Annotated in this window: 19 protein-coding genes; 4 read left to right on the plus strand and 15 right to left on the minus strand. The window is 38.6% G+C overall.

The genetic code is table 11. The annotated features are described in order from the left end of the window. Positions 1–39: 39 nt before the first annotated feature. The 3 genes from IV80_RS08205 to IV80_RS08215 all read right to left on the minus strand — a co-directional run bounded on the left by IV80_RS08205 (position 40) and on the right by IV80_RS08215 (position 4,058). Positions 40–1,329 (minus strand): alpha-amylase family glycosyl hydrolase, encoded by a 1,290-nt coding sequence (locus IV80_RS08205; protein ID WP_057752064.1) that lies wholly within the window; start codon positions 1,327–1,329, stop codon positions 40–42. A 14-nt stretch (positions 1,330–1,343) separates the two neighbouring features. Then, positions 1,344–3,005: a glycoside hydrolase family 13 protein gene (locus tag IV80_RS08210; protein ID WP_057752067.1), complete on the minus strand. Its 1,662-nt coding sequence runs from the start codon at positions 3,003–3,005 to the stop codon at positions 1,344–1,346. Between the two features lie 93 nt (positions 3,006–3,098). Beyond that, positions 3,099–4,058, minus strand: a complete 960-nt coding sequence (locus tag IV80_RS08215) for a LacI family DNA-binding transcriptional regulator (RefSeq protein ID WP_057752070.1) — start codon at positions 4,056–4,058, stop codon at positions 3,099–3,101. A gap of 214 nt (positions 4,059–4,272) precedes the next feature. Here IV80_RS08215 and IV80_RS08220 point away from each other — a divergent pair, with 214 nt between their 5' ends. Beyond that, on the plus strand, positions 4,273–5,466 hold the full coding sequence (locus tag IV80_RS08220; protein ID WP_057752073.1) for an acetate/propionate family kinase: 1,194 nt from the start codon (positions 4,273–4,275) through the stop codon (positions 5,464–5,466). A 73-nt stretch (positions 5,467–5,539) separates the two neighbouring features. Here IV80_RS08220 and IV80_RS08225 read toward each other — a convergent pair whose 3' ends face one another. The 6 genes from IV80_RS08225 to IV80_RS08250 all read right to left on the minus strand — a co-directional run bounded on the left by IV80_RS08225 (position 5,540) and on the right by IV80_RS08250 (position 10,611). Then, positions 5,540–5,728: a hypothetical protein gene (locus IV80_RS08225; protein WP_057752075.1), complete on the minus strand. Its 189-nt coding sequence runs from the start codon at positions 5,726–5,728 to the stop codon at positions 5,540–5,542. Positions 5,729–5,732: 4 nt separating this feature from the next. Continuing rightward, positions 5,733–7,109: an MATE family efflux transporter gene (locus IV80_RS08230; protein ID WP_057752078.1), complete on the minus strand. Its 1,377-nt coding sequence runs from the start codon at positions 7,107–7,109 to the stop codon at positions 5,733–5,735. 251 nt (positions 7,110–7,360) lie between these two features. After that, on the minus strand, positions 7,361–8,044 hold the full coding sequence (locus IV80_RS08235) for a LysM peptidoglycan-binding domain-containing protein (protein ID WP_057752081.1): 684 nt from the start codon (positions 8,042–8,044) through the stop codon (positions 7,361–7,363). A 240-nt stretch (positions 8,045–8,284) separates the two neighbouring features. Beyond that, positions 8,285–8,968, minus strand: coding sequence for an aggregation-promoting factor (gene apf / locus IV80_RS08240; RefSeq protein ID WP_057752084.1), 684 nt, complete (start codon positions 8,966–8,968; stop codon positions 8,285–8,287). 254 nt (positions 8,969–9,222) lie between these two features. Further along, positions 9,223–10,407, minus strand: a complete 1,185-nt coding sequence (locus tag IV80_RS08245) for a GNAT family N-acetyltransferase (protein ID WP_057752087.1) — start codon at positions 10,405–10,407, stop codon at positions 9,223–9,225. A 15-nt stretch (positions 10,408–10,422) separates the two neighbouring features. Beyond that, positions 10,423–10,611, minus strand: a complete 189-nt coding sequence (locus tag IV80_RS08250; RefSeq protein WP_057752090.1) for a hypothetical protein — start codon at positions 10,609–10,611, stop codon at positions 10,423–10,425. A gap of 221 nt (positions 10,612–10,832) precedes the next feature. On the opposite strand from IV80_RS08250, the gene IV80_RS08255 reads away from it, so the two are divergent. The 3 genes from IV80_RS08255 (at position 10,833) to IV80_RS08265 (ending at position 12,444) form a co-directional block, all read left to right on the plus strand. Beyond that, positions 10,833–11,375: a sigma-70 family RNA polymerase sigma factor gene (locus IV80_RS08255; protein ID WP_057752092.1), complete on the plus strand. Its 543-nt coding sequence runs from the start codon at positions 10,833–10,835 to the stop codon at positions 11,373–11,375. Between the two features lie 81 nt (positions 11,376–11,456). Next, positions 11,457–11,861 (plus strand): MarR family winged helix-turn-helix transcriptional regulator, encoded by a 405-nt coding sequence (locus IV80_RS08260; protein WP_057752096.1) that lies wholly within the window; start codon positions 11,457–11,459, stop codon positions 11,859–11,861. A 214-nt stretch (positions 11,862–12,075) separates the two neighbouring features. After that, positions 12,076–12,444, plus strand: coding sequence for a MarR family winged helix-turn-helix transcriptional regulator (locus IV80_RS08265; protein WP_057752099.1), 369 nt, complete (start codon positions 12,076–12,078; stop codon positions 12,442–12,444). A 145-nt stretch (positions 12,445–12,589) separates the two neighbouring features. On the opposite strand, the gene IV80_RS08270 is transcribed toward IV80_RS08265, so the two are convergent. The 6 genes from IV80_RS08270 to IV80_RS08295 form a co-directional block, all read right to left on the minus strand. Continuing rightward, entirely contained in the window at positions 12,590–12,823 is a 234-nt protein-coding gene (locus IV80_RS08270; protein WP_057752103.1) for a helix-turn-helix domain-containing protein, read from the minus strand. A gap of 35 nt (positions 12,824–12,858) precedes the next feature. Then, a complete protein-coding gene (locus IV80_RS08275) occupies positions 12,859–13,479 on the minus strand; it encodes an HAD family hydrolase (RefSeq protein WP_057752105.1) in 621 nt (206 codons plus the stop codon). Positions 13,480–13,759: 280 nt separating this feature from the next. Next, complete coding sequence (locus IV80_RS08280; RefSeq protein WP_057752108.1) at positions 13,760–16,972, minus strand: YhgE/Pip family protein; 3,213 nt, start codon at positions 16,970–16,972, stop codon at positions 13,760–13,762. 278 nt (positions 16,973–17,250) lie between these two features. Continuing rightward, complete coding sequence (locus IV80_RS08285) at positions 17,251–17,970, minus strand: gamma-glutamyl-gamma-aminobutyrate hydrolase family protein (protein WP_057752111.1); 720 nt, start codon at positions 17,968–17,970, stop codon at positions 17,251–17,253. A gap of 201 nt (positions 17,971–18,171) precedes the next feature. Then, on the minus strand, positions 18,172–19,824 hold the full coding sequence (locus IV80_RS08290; RefSeq protein WP_057752114.1) for a peptide ABC transporter substrate-binding protein: 1,653 nt from the start codon (positions 19,822–19,824) through the stop codon (positions 18,172–18,174). Between the two features lie 569 nt (positions 19,825–20,393). Next, entirely contained in the window at positions 20,394–21,842 is a 1,449-nt protein-coding gene (locus tag IV80_RS08295) for a glycoside hydrolase family 1 protein (protein ID WP_057752116.1), read from the minus strand. Positions 21,843–21,857: the final 15 nt, after the last annotated feature.

Below are 21,857 nucleotides of genomic sequence, written 5' to 3' on the forward strand. Positions count from 1 at the left end.
TTTTTTCACTCTTTAAATCGTTTACCCAGACTTTCGTCTCTAAATAGCAATATTTTCAATCACAATTGGGCTCCCACTAACGTGAATAATGCCGTTTTTAATCATGACCAAACTTCCATCTATAGTGTTACGATAGTTTCCATCTTGAAAGCTAGTTTTAACAATGCCACTATTGCTATGCAAAGAAAAAATTCCCAGCCTTTGTTTCTCATTTTTACTATAGTCAACCATTACAATATCATTACCAGCATCCTTTAGTTGATAAGTCCCCTCAACTTGAATGGTATCTTGGCTTAATTTATGCATTTGTTTAATTAATTTCGACAGATCGATAGTTGTATTCCAATTTAATTTGTCTGTCTCAAATAAACTTGGTGTGTGGGACAACCCAAACTCCTGCCCCGCATAAACCAAAGTGGCTCCTTTCTGAAATTCAGAAAAAGCAGTCCAATTCAACAAATCATTTTCATTTTTTATTAATTCATGTGCTCTCGGATTATCATGATTTTCAAGATTACGCATTTTCACATAATTGGCTGGATACATAATGTCTTGTCGATTCAATGTCTTTACATACTCATTCAATGAGATTTTTCCAGCCAGATAATCATGCCAATCTTGATCAATATCATAATCATACGCAAGATCAAACGCGCGATAAATTTCGCCATCTGAAGAAATCCAATAACCCTTACTACGAATTTCACGAATGTAGTCACCGCCCGTTGATTCTGCCAACCAAACTAAATCAGACTTTACCTCCGACACTTCTTTGCGTGCCTCTAACCAGAATGGCAAGGGAACCTGCGGCGCTACATCACAACGAAAGCCATCCACGATCTTTGCATATTGTTTTAGAGTTTCGATCTGATAATGCCATAAATCATGATTAGAATAATCAAGTTCAGCCACATCCGACCATTCTGGATTTTTATTAAATAATTTTCCTTGGCTATCGTGCAAAAAGTATTCCGGATGTTGTTTTAATAGCACCGAATCACGTGAAGTGTGATTGTAAACGATGTCAATCATTAACTTCATTCCTTGGCGGTGAATTTGCTCCGCCAAGTGAACAAAATCATCCCAAGTTCCCTGAGCAGGATCAATTTTACGATAATCCTGAATGGCATAGGGTGAGCCTACAGTTCCCTTGCGGCCCGTGTGACCAACTGGATTAATAGGTAATAACCAAATAAAGTCTGTTCCCAATTCTTTTATTCTGGGTAAATCTGATTCTAATGCCCTTAGAGTTCCCTCTTTGGTATGATTTCTAACAAACACACTATAAATTTGCAACTTACGAAGTTCAACACTTGTATCATCAGCCATTACTTTTACCTCACTTACTTTTCTTCAATTACAATACTGCCATGTGCTTCAATTGTGACGACATTGTCAACTAGTGAACTCGCTTTGTTGGAAAGTAACGTATGCACAACTTTCAGAGTTGGAATACGATATTTCACCGTCTGCGTACCAAAATTCACAATAACAAAGGCCCTTTGTTTATTTAACTTTCGTTCATAGGCATAAATTTGAGGCTGCGTATCTAGTAACAAATAGCTTCCTGCCTCAAAAAGTGGCGAAGCTTTGATTTTCAATAGTGCCTTATAGAATTCCAGCTGACCATCACTTTCCCGCAATGACTCTGCCGCCGTCACTTCATTATGTTCTGCCCAATTCCACGGATGATGGGTAGAAAAACCGACGTACTTGTCATTCTGCCATTGGAAGGGTCCCCTAGCCGTCATTTCGTCTTGTTGATTTAAAAGATCAATAATCTCTTGATCCGAGTATCCCTTTTCCTGCATAAACTGGATTAAATCTACGCCCCTTTGATCATGAAAATCCTTTAATTTTTTATACTTCAAATTACGCATGCCGATCTCTTCACCGTAATAAATAATGGGAACACCCCGTTGCAAATACATGCAGGCGGCCAACGCTTTGGGTAAATCTTGATCACTTTCATCAACGTGCAGGCGATCCAAAACGCGACTAATATCATGATTACCCCAGGTTAACGCGGGCAAACTCGTTTGAGATAACACTGCCTCCCAAATCGAGAAAGTTTCTTTCAATCGTTTAACATCCAAATACCGAGGTTGGAAAAACATTGGCAGTTTTTTATCTTTTAATGGGTAAACCTCACCATAATTATCGGAAGTCACCACCATATCACACCCAAATTGTGAAGGTCGGGTATATTCAGCTGCTTGGTACGCATCGGCGGAAGAAGCTTCTCCCAAGAAAAAGACGTCTGGTTTATATGCTTTTACTGCCTTCACAAAATCCTTAAGATAGTTTTTAACTTCAGGTAAATTGGCATAAAAAGCCGAATCAACTGGATATTTTTCTTTTTGATTTAGAATTTGTTGTTCAAAATTTGCCTTAGCAATATGAATAAAAGCGTCCAATCGAAACCCATCTACACCTTTATCAACCCAAAATTTAGCAATATCGGCCATCGATTTTCGAACTTCAGGGTTCTGCCAATTAAGATCAGGCATTTTTTTATCAAAAACATGACAATAATATTGAGAACCGCCTTTAGGGTCTGGTGCCCAAACACTACCTCCAAAAAATGATCCCCAATTATTAGGTCGCTGTCCGTCTTTTTCCTGCCAAATATAATATTCTCTAAAGATACTATCTTTATTTGCAATAGCATCCTGGAACCAAGGATGCTGATCTGAAGTATCATTGATAGGCAAATCCAAAATTAAATGCATATTGCGTTTATGAATCTGTGTCACCATTTCTTTAAAATCATTCATATTCCCCAATAAGGGGTCAATTGCGAAATAATTCGAAACATCGTAGCCATTATCAACCTGTGGGGAAACAAAAATGGGATTTAACCAAATCGTGTTTGCTCCTAGATTTTGCACATAGTCAAGCTTCTGGGTAATTCCAACTAGATCCCCAATGCCATCATTATTAGAATCTTTAAAACTTTTAGGATAAATTTGATAAATTATTGCTTGTTCATACCAGTTACCCATCGCAGCTCCTCCTTTTTTGAAAACCTTTTCATTTGCAAGCATAAAAAATAAGCCTATCAAATGCAAGGCTTATTTTGGATGTTACCGATAACATTATTTTGCTGCATCGCGAATCGTGCCCCCCATACTAATTTGTGGTTCAAACATCAGTGAACCAGCTGAATCAACATGATTCATAATCTTATCCAGTAACCGATCTCCACAAGCCATTCCCATTTCTACAATGGCTTGTTTAACGGTTGTAATTTGTGGAAATGCCACCTGATTCAAAAAGACACCATCAAACCCCGTAACCCCATAATCTTTAGGAATTAGGCCGCCACAACTTTCAATTGCCCGTTCAGCACCCAAAGCCAATCGGTCAGACGCGCAAATGAAACAAGTATCGGGTTCAAACTTATCCCAGTTATCAACAACAAATTTTTGAGAGAGGTGACTATGATTGTCAAAGCGATGAATTTCCGGCAACATTTGGTTTTCTTGCAAAAGTTGTAAATAACCTGCCTCACGCGAATATTCAAACGATTCTCGACTATCCATACCAATGAATATCAATCGTTTATACCCTCGTTTTAAAGCTAAATTGGAAATCATAAAGGTTCCCGCTTTATTGTTAGTATCCACATAGTCAAATCCAAACCGATTTTCTCCAAAAATAACAAGTGGTTTTTTTAATTTTCCAACCCATTCAAAATCATCTTTTCGCATGCCGGTCACCACATAACCATCACAATTACCAATATCAAAGTTTCTACGTGTAACTAACTGTAAGGAATACTGTTGCGCATCCAGTGCTCTGGCTATCCCAATCATCAAATTCATATAATAAGGTTCCGTCGTATCAATATCTTCCAACACACAGAATTTAATAATCCGTGTACTGTTATTTACCAAGGCCTTAGCAGCCACATTGGGATGATAATCTATTTCTCGCATGGCCTGATAGACTAATTGCTTTAAATCATCCGTTACTTTTTCTGGATGATTGATCACGCGGGACACAGTCATTTTTGAAACATTTGCCAATTTTGCGACATCATTTAAGGTTGCCATTTGGTCTCTCCCCCTTACCAATTTTTTAACTAATATATTTATTATACCAAGTAATCCCTTACGAAATCGATTTTTTTTTAAACCGGTTATTTTCACTTTCTTTTTCCAAGTTCCACTTATCCTCACTTATTTTGTGCTACACTTTTACATGAGTTCAGGAAACTTAAAATTGATTGCGTTTAGATACCGATCGCATAATTAGGAGTGTGTAGATTTGAAAAAAATTTTAGTTATCAACGCTGGGAGTTCTTCATTGAAATGGCAACTTTTTAATATTGAAGGCCTTACTCTCATTAATAAGGGTGCCATGGAACGCATGCAAACACCCGAAGCCGTTTTTACTATTATTCGCAATGGCGAAAAAATTTCTCAACAAATCGCCAATTTAACTTACCAACAAGGCGTGGAGCTGTTATTCGATCAATTAAAACACCTTCACTTAATTCAAGATGTGACTGACATTGCTGCCGTCGGACATCGCGTGGTTGCTGGAGGCACAACCTTCAAGCAACCTACCCAAATCACTACTAAAAATTTAGACCGTTTAAAGGCTTTAAATAAATATGCCCCGCTTCATAATCCCGTTCAGGTTGCGTGCATCGAAACTTTAATGCAAGTTCTACCAGAATCAACGCCGCAAATTGCCGTTTTTGACAGTCAATTTTACCTAGATATGCCAGAACAAAATGCCCTTTATGCGATTCCGTATGATTATTCCAAGAATTATCAAATTCGTAAATATGGTGAACACGGCATTAGCCACAGTTATATTTTGCACGAAACCGCTCGTTTTTTAAATAAGGACTATCATGACTTAAAACTTGTTACGCTTCATTTAGGCGGCGGATCTTCCATTACTGCTAGCAAGAATGGTAAACCGTTTGATACTTCAATGGGCTTTACTCCTCTGGAAGGGTTACCTATGGGTACGCGATCCGGTTCCGTCGATCCTGCTGTAGTTCCATTTCTAATGAATGAATTACACGTTGATGCCAACGAAGTTATCAACATTTTTAACGAAAAGTCCGGACTACTGGGAGTTTCAGGTTTGTCCGCTGATATGCGTGATATCATGGCAAATGCCCCGACAAATACCCGTGCCAAACTCGCTTATGAAATGTTTGCGAGCGCTGTTGTGAAATATATCGGAGGTTATTTTACCGAGTTGGGTGGTCTAGATGCCATTGTGTTCACCGCCGGAATTGGTGAACACCAAACTGACTTGCGAACTGATATTATCAAACGACTAGCCGTCCTAGGCATTAAATTAGACGAAAACAGTAATCAGCAAGGAGCCGGTGAACGCGTCATTAGCGCCGATGATTCAAGTGTGAAGGTCTTGATGATTCCAACTAATGAAGAACTCGCAATCGCACAAGCTGTCAAACAACTTACAAAATTAAACTAACAAAAAAGTGGCAAATTAGTCTTTTTCAGTGATAGATAGGATATCTACCCTAAAATCGATTAATTTGTCACTTTTATTTGTTTGTTTTTCTAGAATATTGCAAAAGATACCAGCCACAATAACCAAAAGCCAATATACCGGCAATACCTATCCATAGACGATCTGAAAAGCTTCCTTGTCGAATTTGGTTTACGACAACACCCAGCAATCCGAGAATAATAAAAATATCGAAACCTAGTAAAATAATTGTAGAAATTTTCATTTGTTTAATCCTTCTTTTCATCCGGAATCGGGACCCTTTGTTTTAATCCCTTGGCACCACGCAAATTACGAATGGTTCGTAAAAATGAGACGACAAGGACTGCATTTGAGGCCGCCCATGCTAATGGATTTGCAAAACAGGCACTGACAAATCCAAACATTGGTACCATCACAGCCCCAATAAAGATTCGCGAGGCAAGTTCGGCCACACCTGCCATCGTTGGCGCAAAGCTTTGACCAAGCCCTTGTAGCGCATATCTCACCACAAACAATATGGACAACAAGAAGTAAGCTGAGCTGACAACCCAGAAGTAAGTTTGTGCTAACTGTGTGACGTGTGGTTCCGAATTACCAATAAATAAGTTAACAAGTGTATGACTATTTAAAATAATCAACGCGGCAACGACTACGCTATAAGCAATAGTCACAATCAAACACTGACGAATACCAGCTAAAATGCGGTCATAGTTTTTGGCTCCAAAATTTTGTGCCGTAAACGTCGCCATCGTAATACCTAAAGAAGCCATCGGTTGCGTTGCCAGCTGGTCCACTTTACCAGCAGCTGTATAAGCCGCAATCGATTGCGGTCCCAATTCATTTAAAGAAACCTGTAAAATGATTGAACCAATGGCAATGATTGAGGCCTGAAATCCCATTGGTAAGCCAATACGTAATTCTTCTAAAATGATTTTGCGATCAATTTTCATATCTTGACGAGTGACATTTAGTTCAGGAATGCGTCGCTCAATATACCAAATACAGAGGACACACGAAACAAGTTGTGCCGTAACTGTAGCAATACCAGCTCCCGCAATGCCAAAATGAAAACCAATAATAAGGACAATGTCTAAAATAACATTTAAAACCGCTGCAATAATCAAAAAGATTAGCGGTGTGCGACTGTTACCTAAAGCGCGTAACATATTGGAAAATAAATTAAAAAACATTGTGACCGTAACACCAGCAAACAAAATACTAATAAAAGTTTCTGCCCCTGAGAGTAACACACGTGGTGTTTGCATGACCTCTAGTAGCGGTCGTGCAAAACTCACACTGAGTACAGTTAAGATGACACTGGTTGCCGCACAAATCCAAATACTATTCGCAAAGCTCTTCTTAACACCCTTCAAATCACCATTACCAAAATCCTGAGCTGTAATAATAGATAGGCCAGTTGTCATTCCCTGTGCGAACCCAATAATCAAGAAGCTTAGCCCACCAGTTGCGCCGACTGCAGCCAAAGCATTCACTCCGACGGCTCTGCCGACAATAAGCGTGTCTGACATGGTATAAATTTGTTGAAAAATATTTCCTAAAAATAACGGAATGCTAAAAAAGATAATTCCTTTAATTGGACTGCCCTTAATGAGCGAATTGTCCATTATAACCCCTCCCTAGTGAGGATCATTTTTCGATAACAATTTTTACTCCATAATTAAGTCTATACTACCTTGTTTATGATAAAAAACAACTTCAAACTTCATTTTTTATTGTCACACATTATACAAGCCTTGAAAAATTTTGGTTTAAAACGCTAAACGGCATGATCCCTAGGAATAGGAATCATGCCGTTTAGACAATGTCTGATCATATTTTTTTATTGATTTTTAGTAACGATCGATTTATTTGCTTTTTAGTTTAAAGCCCAAGCACCCATGCCTTGTACTTTGTACAAACTTACAGCGGCATCAACTTGTTGTTGAACAGAACCACCACTAATGTGCATGTTCTGGAATAAACCATAAGCACCACTAGAACTATTACGAACTGATGGTTGCCAGTTAGATTCACGCTGGATAATAGCATTCCAAGTTGATGCAGGAACATTTGTACGTGATGACATTTGGCTCAAGACATAACTCTTCAAGTTGCTACCAGTGTATGAAGCTGATGAGCTTGTTGAAGTTGATTGTGTCTTAGCAGCTGCTTTTTGTTGTGTAGAAGCAACTGACTTGTAGCTTTGTGTGTTCTGTGAACTCTGAGTTGACTGCACATTTTGGTTACTTTGAGTATTAGCAGTATTTGCTGATTGTGTGGCTTGTGTCTGCTTTGTTGAAGCAGCTGAGTTATCACTATCAGTCTTGATAAGTAATTGCTGACCAACGTAAATCAAGTTAGCATTTGCAATGTTGTTATCTTTTGCTAATTGTTGATAATTTGAATCCTTCTTGAAGTTATACTCGATTTCAGAAAGTGTATCTCCTGATTTAACCGTGTATGTTTCATCGGCGCTAGCGGCAGTTGTCAATGCAACTGTACCTAAAGCGATAGCTGATAAAAATGCAACTGTATACTTAGTAAAATTTTTTAACTTCATGTAAATAATAATCTCCTCTTTAATTCTCTTTTTTTAACCAACGCTAGCTATGATACAGGACCAACTTTTCGCTAGGATTTCACGTATATAACTATTTTGCTATTTTTGTAATACTTTGTAACATAATCTCAATGTTAAGCGCTTCATACTTGTTCTCGCTTAACATCGCTAGACCCGGATTGAGCCTCTTAAAAATAATAAAACCACCTATTTAGGTGGTTAATTTGAACTTTTTATAGTTTAGTACCAGCCATTTGCTTGCCAGAATGACTTAGCAGCTGACCATGAACCATAACGTGATGACACATATTTGTTGGCTACTTTTTCTTGATTAGCAGCAGAGTAATCACCATTTAAGTAAGAAGAACTTAATTGATATTTACCAATATACTGACCATTACGAGCTGTATATGAACCACCAGATTCTTTATTAGCAATCCAAGCCTTGGCAGATGAATCACCACCGGTTGCTGCTGTTGTAGTCTTAGTTGCTGTTTGTTGACTCGTTTTGTTTGAACTTTGTGTTGTTGTATTTTGCGTGTTAGCTGAATAATTTGCTTTTTGTGTATTAGCTGAATAGTTCGTCTTGGCAGACGTATTCGTTTTTACAGTCGAAGCGGTATTCTTAACAGCTGGTGTTGTTTGTACTTCATGTTGTGTGGCTTGTTTAATTTCACCATCACTCTTAATTAACAATTTTTGACCCACATAGATTAAGTTAACGTTCGAAATCTTGTTAGCCTTTGCTAATTGATCATAATTTAAATCGTGATTGAATTGGTATTCAATTTCGGAAAGTGTATCACCAGATTTAACGGTATATATTTCATCCGCACTGGCAACAGTTGTTAAAATAGTTGAACCTAATGTCACAGTTGAAAATAAAGCGACTGAAAATTTAGTAATTTTGCTTCTTAATGTCATATTGATAAAATCCTCCTGATTGCGTTTGTGATTTAATTTATGTTGCTATCCTACCTCCTGTTTTTTACAGACTGATGACTAGAACATATCAATTTAGCCCTTTTTTGAAACGATTCGTAACCGTTAGTTCAAAAAAGAGGTGTCAGCGCCGGTATTAACCTATTTTCATACCGACGAAAATCTAGCCAAAACAAAAAGAAAGTTGGAAATTTTTGTAAAATTTCCGACTTTCTTGCTTAAATAACCTGATTTACTTAAAAATAATCCCATAACATTGGCGAATCTGCTTGCAAGGCATTCCCCAAATTTTGAACAGCGTCTAAATTTCCTGAAATGGCCCCCACACGTTTTAAGTACATTAATTGACGGTACCCCATTAAAGCTTTCGTCAAGTTTTGAATATCTAAATGAATATCAGCCATGTTACGTTCGTTTTCGCTCACTTTTTCAAAACTTGTGCCATTAACATTGACCTTCAATCGCCAAATGCCATTATTTTGTGGAATCAAGGCATCCCGAATTCCTAAACGTAAGGACTTTACTTTTTGAACAAATGGATAATCCGCTATGAATTTTTGTAAATTAATAATTCGCGCCATCATATATGGTTGAATACTTACATTTACTGCATACGGATTTGCCATCACATCTGGATAGCCCTTGGGGTCGCCATCAGCATACTCAAAATTAGCAAACATAGATTCATGCTGACAAATAAATCTTAATAAGTACTGATAACTAATCTGATTTGTATACATTAATTCTTGAATTTTAAAGGTGTCGCCTCGGGTTTCATAAATCACATAGCCGGCAGCACTCTGATCATCCTCTAAATACACGCCAACTTGCCAGCGGGGATGCTTTAAGACTAAATAATGCCACCACCATGCTGCTCGTTTAAGGCCACCATGGCGACTTTGCTCATTATTTTCATAAACCTCGTCAATTAAAGTAATAGCTTCACTCAACGGTAATCTAAGAAAAGTGCCTCGCTCCTCAGCAAGCTTAATTCGTGGTAAATCCGTATTATGAATCCGATAAACGGCTCGATCGAAAACTTCTTCATAACCAAAACGACGATAAAACTCATAAGAAAACGGTGCTAAGTAAGATAAAGCCACACCATCTTTACGCATATCCGAAAATGCTTGCTGCATCAAAGCCGTAATAGCGCCATGACCACCAAATTCTGGATAGCTCATCACATCCCCAATCCCATTCATTTTGTAGCCCACACCGTGAAAGTTAACTTTAAATGGTATGCTGAGCATTCCACTGCTTAATTTATTCTCGTGAAAAAGGCCGTACACATGTGAATGTTCATAACGGTCATTGAAAAAAGCCTGCCGTTGCGCACTATCCTCATTATTAAAGGCATACAAATAAAGCTGATAAAATGCCTGTAATTCTTTTTTGGTAAGCTGCTTAATCTCACTCATGTACTGGACCCCTTTTTATCTTTTTGTTTGCTCTCTCAATTTAGCTACACACCAACCCAATCCTGTAAATAGAATAGTGCCACCGACCATCACGAGTTGCTGACTAGAAATAGCCTTAAAAGATACCTGGGTTGCCACGAAAGCTAAACTACCTAAAACACCTGTGCCTATTAGGCCGAGCTCCATTATTTTTATTGGTTTCATATTTTTCCTTCTATATTATATATTTTTTTCAAACAGCCGTGTGACTTTATTTTCAAACCGTGATCATTTTTAATTTTGTTTGTCTTCTTTTATGAAGAATCGATTGCAGTCTTGTCATTAAGCATGCCTACGCCTTTTTTCCTATTTTAATTTAATGCTAATTTTTTTATTCTTGATAGCGACCAAGGGCCCTTGGATCTTTACTTAAGGAGATTCAAGAATTGGAAAAACAAACTGTACAAGACGCTTTTAAATTCTTATATCAAGAAAATCGTGAAAAGATTATTTACGGCGCAGCCAAAAAGCTGCATCTACATCCAGCACAAACAAATTATGAAGACTTTATTCAAGAAGGCTATCTTACTTTTGTCCAAGCTTATGATCGTTATCCGTCATCTCCATTGGACAATCCGCAAAAGTTTTGCATTTATGCCTACCAGGCTGTATACTGGCGGTTCCTAGATCTGATTCGGCAATCAAATCGGTTAGCGGATCAGATCGAAGTGAACCCACTTCCCTTAGTGAATCAGGCACACTCTAACTTAGAGGAAGCATTTGAAGCCATCTACCAAGACGAATTATTTGCACAGCTTTACAATTCTTGTACAAAGTCAGAACAAATGTTTCTTATTGACTGTTATGTATACCATTTAAAAAGTTCAGAAATTGCGTGCAAACATCACGTTTCAAGACAATGTGTCTCAAATTGGCGGCGTCGGGTTGGAAATAAGGCACTAGCGTATCTTACAAAAAGTCGTCCCTAAATTAGATTAACTATGTTAATATATGTAGTGATTAAAATATCTTACCACGTAGTAATTTATAAGATAGAAGGAGGAAAAAATATGGCTAAGGTTCATCCAGATTATGAAACCATTTCAGCTATTTCGACTATGATTCAAAACATCGATACTGATTTACAAGCCAAATTTTCGGTTAGTTTTGAACAATTTCGAATCCTAAGTTTTATCGAGAACATTCGACCAAAGGAAACCACGGTCAGTGCCCTCGCTAAACATTTTCATTCCAATAATTCAGCTACTTCTCGAAAAGTAAGCGCACTATACAAACAAGATTTCATTCAAGACCACGTTTCCGGTGAAGACCGGCGAACACACTGGATTACCTTAACCGAAAAAGGGGAAAAGATAATTAAGGCAAGCCAAATTTTTGCGGAGCGTTATTTACCAGAATTAGAATCACAAATGATGCAGCTCCTTTCAGATGATTTAAAGCAGCGTAACAAATAAATTAGCTGAAACCATTTTCAAAATGGCCCTACTTGGGAATGACTCCCAGTAGAGCCAGTTTTTATTTTTACCTCTAACCACATTATTTCAAAACTATTCTCCGATAAGCTTGCAAAAATCCATATAGTTGTGTTTCAATTACATTAACGGCGTTGAATATTATGCAATAATAACATTTTAATGGTGCAAGTAATTTACGAAAAGGGGAATTATTATGCCAAACGAAAATCCGATGGAATTTGTGAATTTCTCAAAGATGTACCGTCTATTCTTGCAAACTGATAGTCATCTAAAAACACAGTATTCTATTAGTTTCGAGCAATATCGTATTATGGCTTACATTCTGTCACTCAAAAAGCAAGAGGCAACCGTAAGTGACGTTGGTCATCATTTTGATTCCAGTTCACCTGCGATTTCACGTAAAATTCGCGTGCTATTTAATCTTCACTACATCATTGATCATGCTGATAATCATGATCGCCGCGTTCACTGGTTAAACCTCACACCTGAGGGTAAACAAGTTACTGATACCGTTTCGAAATTTTTACGGGCTAAAATTCCGGGATATCGAAACTCAGGTTGAGCGTTTGTCGAAAGAGGATTTGCGACATTAACACTATGTTTTTGTTGCACTAATCCAAAATAAAAAGCCAGAAAACAAGATAAATAATCTTTACCTTGAATTCTGGTTTTTTACTGTCTTTTAACGTTAGCCCTTAAATCTGCAGTTAACCCTCGATCTTAATGGCAATTTTGCCACCAGCGCGACTGACAATCTCATCTAACGTTTTAAAGGAGACGTTAGCACGGCCACTCTCCATTCGTGCAATTTGCGACTGACGTTTGCCTGCTCGCTCCGCCAATTGGGTCTGGGTAAAGCCATTTCGAATTCGGAATTGAACCAATTCTTTAGCCACCTGTACTTTGATTTCTTCTTCACTTGTTCTTACTTCTTTATCCATCATTGCTCCTCCATCTTTGCCATTCATTTATTATTTTATAACAATTCTAAAATTTCTAAAGGGGTTTCGAAAATATATTCTGCTTCCTTAAAATCAGCATTGGGTATTGCTCCCCACTTGGCATTGCCAAAATCAATCCCTGCAGCATGTGCGGCTTGTAAATCATACTGAGCATCCCCAACATACAAGAACTGCTCTTTAACTATGTCCGGAAACTTGGCCATTCCAGCTAGCAATGGTTCTGGATTCGGTTTATGCTTGCTTGTATCCTCTGCCACCACAACCTGATCTGTATCTTTGGCAAACGGATACTTTGCTACTTGGCTTTGCCAACCATAGCGTGTTTTGGAAGTGACAATTCCAACCTTAGTTCGCTTTGTATGTAATTTTGCAAAAAGTGCATCAATACCTGTAAATTCTCGAACTAAATCTTGGTGGTGTAAAAATTCTTGTCCGTAATCCACAACGGTTTGTGCAGGATCAGGCGAGCCTAATTTTTTGAAGACTTCGACTGCTGATAATCCCATCAATTGACGAGTCTGCGTCTTTGTAACGGGAATGTGCATGCGGCCAAACACAGATTGAACAGTTGCCCAAACAGCCTCATCCGTTTTCAGAAGCGTATTATCTACATCAAACAAAATAACTTGGTACATAACCGGCCCCTTTCTTTTTAATGGAACAAACAATGCATTATATCATAAGAAAGCGGTCCCTCTCAATGCTGTTTATCGTTTTTTTCAATTCCTTCAAACTTTTTTACAAAACGCGCTCACTACCTAAACTGGACGTTGCGGTCGACCACATAAATAAGGCATGTGTTTTTGAAAACAACACTGTGTGATATCGACGACTACTTTGTCATAGATATCTTATTAAACAGGAATCCACAGTTGAACTAATTTTCAAGTACACATGCCTTTATTTATATTTCTATTAATCTTTAACTTTTTTCAAACCAAATTTTGTTTGTGGTGATACCCAGTAATAGATTGCACCAATCACAATTGGATATAGCAACACAATTACGGTTTGTAAGAACATGCCATTACCAACACCATTAATCGCATAATTAAAGGCACTCATTGCATGAGTAACTGGTAGAAGTTCCGAAACAGCTTGATACACAGTGGTTAACATAGAAGTTGGCAACAAAACGCCAGCTAGTTGTCCAAGCATCAAAATCAAGGAGAACAATATTCCTGGTGCGCCAAATAACAAATCAATCAAGACACACAGGGCTGTGAAACTCACACCAGTCACAATTGCAGTCACCATTAATTCAATCGGATGTAACACTTCAATACCACCAATCATTGTAAAGGCTAAGACACCCACAACTTGGAGGAGGGTTAAGAGCAATAGCATGCCATTAGATAAACCAAACCCGTTATGACGATGCCCTTTACGACGAGCATATTGCCCTAATTGGTTCAAAATCGCGGCGATAAATAAAATCATTGCAATCACTAATGGTGCAAACATGGCCTTTACCGAACCAACCGAGTTCAAGACTTGATCCTGATTAACTGGATTCACAAAGTGATCAACGTTTTGTGGTTCTGCATTCACGTTTTGAACCTTCGTAGCGCCATCTTGGAGCTTCGAGTTCAACAAAGCAATTCCAGTATTGGCTGTGACAAGGCCAGCCTGCACCTGATCTGAACCGCTAGCTAATTGATCAGCACCAGATTTCCCTTGTTTAGCACCCGTCTCTAATTGAGCAGCACCACTGGTTAATTGTGGACTTGCTTGTGTCAGTTTTTGACCACCAGCAACCAACTTATTTGCACCTGTTGTTAACCGATTGACGCCACTAACTAATGTTGGAACTTGGCTATTCAACGTCTGCAAACCAGTACTTAATTGTTGCGAACCAGAATTTAATGCTCCCGAATTTTGCGTCAAAGTGGTTAACCCTGTCGCAAGTTGTTGAGAACCGCTCTTCAGTTTTCCAACCCCATTAACCAAACTTGGAACCTGACGATTCAAGCTTGCTAAGCCACCTGTGACTTGACCAGCGCCATTACTTAATTGTGTGACCCCATTAGTCAAAGTTGGAACCCGACTGTTCAAGGTACCCAATCCATTTTGAATTTGGCTGGCACCAGCAGTTAAGCCATCATTATTAGCTACTAACTGCGCGGCACCCTCGCTTGCGGAATTAACACCAGCAGTATACTTTGTTACCCCGCTTGTGTAGGTAGTCACACCACTAACTAATGAATCTTTGCCATTCACCTTGGCATTTAGTTGCTGAACACCTGCCGTGAATTGTTTAAATTCATTCAAATTGTCGCTTAAGGTTGGCAATTGTTTTTCAAGTGACGCTAAAGTCTGAACGGTCGTGTCACTCATTAATGGTGACGCTAATAAGTCATTAGCTTGGCTAACCACACTACTTAAGTCTGAAATGGTACTAATAGTCGTACTATCAACGTTTAACTGACTTAAAGTGTCCGCTAAACCACTTATCTTGTCTTTGGCACTACTCAAACTTTGTAAACTAGTTCCAGTTGCTGCAATTTCTTTAGCAGAAGCTGCGGCATTAGTGGTACTAGTAGTGGCCTGATTTTTGGCTTCAGTAAGTTTAGCTTGATCAGCACTGCTTAATTTGGAAGTATCCACACTGCCTAATAAACTCACAATTTTTTGACTTGCAGTTGCTGAAACTTTTGCCTTAGTCGCCGCATCATTCAAAGCGCTAGAAGCTTTATCCAAATTGGCAAATGAACTATTCACATCGGCTAAACTGCTTTTAGCCTCACTTAGTTCAGACAGTACGCTACTTAATCCTGCCAATTGTTTCAAAACAGGCGTTAACGTCTGCAACTTAGTTTGCAATTGCTGTGCACTTTCGATTGTTGCCGGCGCATCCTTCAGGTTAGCCATCGCGGCTGTGTCACTTTCCAAAAGTTGCTGCATCGCGGCAATTTTGGCATTTGCAGAATCAGCTGCTGTATTCAACTGACTAACACCTTGTGATAATTGGGTGGCACTTGAAAGTAAGTTTGTTGAGCCACCATCCAAGTCTTGTGAACTCTTACTCAATAAACTTAAACCACCATTTAACGAACTTACGCCGTTTGTGTATGTCGTAATTCCTGAAGACAATGAGGTAGACCCCAAACTCAGTTGGTCCACACCAGTTGCTAAGGTTCCTGTTTTGGCTGCCAAAGTTTTCAGACCATTATTAACTTGGGACGATCCATTAAATAACTTAGCAACTCCCAATGGCAATGCAGCCGTTTTAGTCGCCAACTGTGCTAACCCAGAATTAAGTTGGTCCGCACCGGCCTTAGTTTTTGCTACGCCGTTTGTGTAACTCTGGACACCAGTATTTAATTTCTGTGCTCCCCTTGTTAACTGAGCCACCCCACTGGCTAAAGGCGCCGTCTTTGTTTGCATTTCAGTTAAGCCGCTGGCTAAAGTTTTATTCCCTGAAGCTAAGGTATCCACACCAGCCACATATGTATTGATACCATCACTTAACTGTTTTGTTCCTGACTCAAATGTAATCATACTGTTGGCTAAAACATGCAAGTTTCGGTCAACTTTGGCATTGCCATCTTTTAATTGGACAACCCCATCTTTTAATTGTTTGACCCCATTAGACCCGCTTTTGATTCCCGTGCCTAATTTATTAATTGAAGTCAGCAATGTTTTGTCGTAAGACTTCTGAATGCTGGCAACAACTTGTGTTTTCACCTGACTCGCAACCTGCTCATTAATAACCTGAGAAAGAAAGCTGTTATGTTTAGACAACTTAATTTTTAGATTGCTAGACTTAGGCGTTTTATCCAAAGCAGTTGTGATGTTTTGAGAAAAATTCTTTGGAATTGTGATTGTCATCAAATAGTGTCCTTTTTTCATTTCATTTTTTGCTTTTTGAGCAGAAACAAAATGCCACTTTACCTGATGATTATGACTCAAATTCAAAAGTACTTGCTTCCCCGCATTTACTCTTGTATCTTGAAAATTCGCGGCACGATCATTATTCACAACCGCTACGTTCGTATTTGTCGTATGTGCTTGTTGCGAAGTACTAATATATCTGAAAATCATCGCTGTTAAAAGGATCGGAATTACTAGTGCAAGCACCAAAAAACTCCATCGTTTGCTATGCGGATCCCAGTTTTTAAAAATCATGTCCTTGCCATCTCCTGTTTTGTGCGCATTAATTACTTACAAGTTAAAACTTTAATAGTTGCTAAAGGCGTCGTCAAAACGTAAGTAAACTTTAAATAACTTTCTTTATGAGACAAAAAAAGTTCAAAACCCCAATAAATAGGGCTTTGAACTTGTCATAAAATTAATTTGCTTGTTTGATACTCAAACTGGGTTAAATGCCCGTCTATCAATGTTTAACACTTTTTTTAAATAAGAAGTGACAAAGCGGTCATTTTGAAACATCAAAGTGGCGTCTTTTATTCAAAAAATGCCAAATACTTCTCAAAAATAGCGCGCATTTCAGGTTGTGCCAACATCATTTCTGGGTGCCATTGAACCCCCAACAGGGGACGTTCATTTTCAACTGTCTCAACCGCTTCAATGACACCATCATCAGCCGTCGCACTACGTTTAAGTGGCGTTGCCAATTCTTTAATCATTTGATGATGAAGTGAATTTACAAATAGTCGCTCACCCAAGATTGCCTGTAGGTTCCCTGTGACGTTAACCCAGTGTGTGGCCACATTTCCTAAGCTTTGAGGCGCTTGATCATGTTGAATTTTCACTTTTCGCTTTATCAAAGATTGGTCCTGGTAAAGTGTGCCGCCTAACGCCACATTAATTAATTGCACGCCACGGCAGATTCCTAAAATCGGTTTATGTTGCTCCCAAGCTAGCTTGAACAGCGCCATTTCAAATTGATCACGTTTTAAAGAGGTTGTTTTGACTAAAGCGTCTTTTTGCTCCCCATACAAACTCGGTGTGACATCTTGTCCGCCTGGCAAAAATAACCCATCGATAGTTTCAAAGTACGCTTCAGCTAGTTCTGGCGTCTGAATTGGAATGACAACGGGCAATCCACCCGCTTGAACAATTGCATCAATGTTGCCTTGGAAGGTATAAGTGGCATGATTGTGATAAAAAATCTCCGAATCCCCAGTAAATACGTTGCCGACAATGCCTATTTTTGGTCTCATTTGACCCCTCCATTACTTTAGTACTATAAAGCAACACACCAATCCAGTTTGAATTTCCAACTAGATTGGTGTGTGAACGCTTTTTGAAGTTCTTATGTTCGTTCGTAGGTACTTAATACAGATTCATAATGCGCACGACTAATTTTTTTACAGGACATCACTATAAAATAGCGTTTAGCCCCATCGATTAGTCTCGTTCACTTACTTACTAATATAAGCTGTCTTATAATTCCACTGCGTACCAGCCGTATTGTGAATAACACCCTTCACTTTTGGATTTACCAAGAATGAATAGTTTGTCTGATACAACGGCGCAATGGCTGCTTCCTTCACTACCAACTGATCAGCCTTAATCATATCTGCCCAACGTTTGTTCTTATCATTGGCATCTTGATTCTGCGCGTTCTTAACTAACTTATCATAAGTGCTATTCTGCCACTTACCGTAGTTGTAGCCACTATTACTCTGTAAAATCTGCAAATGAGAAATTGGATCTGTAAAATCTGCTCCCCATCCAGAAACATAAATATCGAAATCGCCCTTGGCTGCTCGTGAATATGCTACCTTAGATGGAATATTCACCAAGTCAACCTTCATACCTGGTAATTTATTTTGAAGTTGTACTTGGAAATACTCCGAAATGTTCTTGTCATCATTTTCATTCGTAGACATCAGTGAAACTGTTAATTTCTTTTCCCCAATCTCTTTCATACCTTGATTCCAAAGCTTTTTAGCTCTTGAACCATCATATTCTACAGTTCCCTTAAGGTAAGCCTGTTTAGCAAAATCTTCGCCAGTTTTTGGATTTTCGGCTAAATCGGTTGGTACAAAACCTTTAGGTAAAGTCGAATCATCACCAATAACCTTATTAACTAGCTGTTTTCGGTTAATTGCCAAAGAAATGGCCTGACGAATATGCTTATTGTTCATTGCCTTGCGCACTTTTGCATCTGATGATTTAAAGTTAAAGGCTAAGAAACGTGTAATGCTGTACGGAATCGTTTGATAATCTGCATTGTTTCGATAGTTCTTAATCTGGGTACTTGAAAGTTGTGCCATATCTAATTTCTTAGATTGATACAAACTTAAAATGGTTGAAGGGTTCTCATTTACTGAGTAGTTAATGCGACTCAACTTAACTTTCTTCTTATCCCAATACTGATTATTTTTAACAAACGCCCAATGATCATTTGTTCCCTTCCAACCAGTCATCTTAAACGGACCAGTATAAACCATGTACTCAGAATTTGTGGCGTATTTACTGCCATACTTGTCAATCACTTTCTTACTTACTGGTGAAAAGAGCGGATACGTCATCAAGACTTTAAAGTAAGCAATTGGCTCGTCCAAATGAACGACAAAGGTTTGCTTGTCCGGTGCCGAAACACCTAACTTTGAAGGGTTTAACTTTCCAGCATTAATTTTTTCTGCATTTTTAATTCCTGAGAATAAATAAGCATACTGCGACTTTGTGTCTGGATTTAAAGTGCGTTGCCAAGAATAAACAAAATCTTGTGCCGTAATCTTTTGTCCATTACTAAACTTAGCATTCGAACGGATTTTAAATGTCCATGTTTTGCCGTCTTTAGAGACTTTGCTTGAGGAAGCCAATCCAGCAATTGGCTTCCCATTTTTTCCTAAACGGTATAAGCTTTCAAACACATTTCCTGTTTGCCCATAGCCAGTTGCCTTGGCAATATCAATGGTATCTAGAGGTGCATCCGCCGATAAATTAAGAACCTGCTTATCCGCTAATTTACCTGAACCACTTTCTGAATTCTTATTTCCACATCCCGCAAGCACCAAAATTAATGCCGCCGCGAATGTTGTTAAAGCTATCCATCTTTTCTTCATCCTGATCAAACTCCCCTATTTAGAATTTATCTCAATTTTTTAATACAAACGTTACTTTCTCAATACACGGACAACCTGGTGACACAAGCATCACGCCCTTTCATTTGACCAAACAAAAAACCGATTAACTGCATTACGCAATTAATCGGCTTAACTTATCACCTTATAAATTCTAGGCAAATGTTAGCGAAAGATAATTACAATTTGCAGTTGCACAAATAACCATGTTGTATTTTTGACAACATGCTACGCAACATTCAGCTTGCATTTTTGACTGCATCATAATATATCTTCCTTTCCATTTGTTCATCACACTATTTAGATTATCTAATTACTTATTTTAAGTCAAGTAAAAACTTGTCAATTCACTAAATTAATTTGAAAGCCACTTTTATACCAAAAAAAAGTGGCTAAAATGGTGTTTTGACTTCAAACAGCAAACGCTAATTCACAAAAGTGATAAACTGCTATGGCAAATCTAAAAGGAATGCGTCAGTCTTTTGCTAATTTCGAGGATTAAAGTTTGGAAGCAAAAAGAGGCCGGAATTTTTCCAGCCTCTTGAAAAAAATTAAATGGTTTCACCATTACTTTCGATGACTTTCTTGTACCAATAAAAGCTCTTCTTTGGCGTTCGTGAATAGTCACCAGTTTGGTCATCGTGGCGATTGACGTAAATGAATCCGTATCGTTTTGACATTTGCCCCGTGCTTGCCGATGCTAAGTCAATGCATCCCCATGGCGTGTAACCAATCAGATCCACACCATCGTCTAAAGCTTCTTTCATCGCCTGAACATGCCCACGTAAATAGTCAATTCGATAATCATCTTGAATCGAGCCATCGGCTTCAACCTTATCATAAGCACCCAGCCCATTTTCAACGATCATGACTGGCACTTGATATCGTTGATAAACTTGGTTCAAATAAATGCGTAGTCCTTCAGGATCCATGCTCCAGCCCCAATCACTATATTTTAAATATGGATTCTTTGTGCCGGCTGACATGTTACCGCTGACCTTTTCTTGTTTATCTGGATGAACCGTGACAGCACCTGATGAATAATAACTGAAGCTATAGAAATCAACTGTCCCATTTTTCAACGTTTCTGCGTCACTTGGGTCAATCTCTAAATGAATATCATTTTCGCGCCAATACTTCTTTGCAAATGCTGGATAAGCCCCACGTACATGCACATCTCCACAATAGAAATTATTCATTTCCATCTGTTCTTGCGCCAAACGGACGTCTTTGGGATCTGGAGTAAGCGGATAAACTTCAGAACCAGCAATCATACAGCCAACTTTATTTTCGGGATTGATTTCATGCGCAAGCTTTACGGCTTTTGCACTCGCAACCAATTGATTATGAACGGCTTGAAAGGCCTTTTGCTTTGCTTCTTTCGTAATTTTAGCAAAAATTGAGGCCCCATCTGAAACGGGAACGCCGGCCTGAATATAACCACCACCGAACATCAAAGCGGTATTGATTTCATTGAAAGTCAACCAAAGATGAACTTCATCTTTGTAAGCTTCAAAGAGAACACGGCAATAGTTTTCAAAAAAGTCAATCACTTTTCGATTTGTAAAACCACCGTAAGCTTCGGTCAAATGGTAGGGAACTTCATAGTGAGAAATGGTCACTAGTGGTTCAATACCATATTTATGACATTCTTGAAAGACGCAATGGTAAAAATCAATGCCAGCTTGATTAGGTTCTTTTTCGTCACCCTTAGGAAAAATGCGGGTCCAAGCGATTGACAATCGATATGTCTTGAAGCCCATTTCAGCTAGAAGTTTGATGTCTTCCTTGTAGTGATGATAAAAATCACTCGCAGTATGGGATGGATAATACGCACTTGAATCCACTTTAGCTGTAAAATGGCGTGGCTTTTCAACCGTACCACCCGTTAATAAGTCTTGAACACTGACGCCTTTGCCATCCACATTCCAGGCCCCTTCGATTTGATTAGCTGCGGTAGCACCGCCCCACAAAAAGTTCTTCGGAAATTTTGCTGTCATTAATTTTCATCCTCC

It is taken from the genome of Pediococcus cellicola (genome assembly GCF_001438655.1).
GTDB lineage: Bacteria > Bacillota > Bacilli > Lactobacillales > Lactobacillaceae > Pediococcus > Pediococcus cellicola.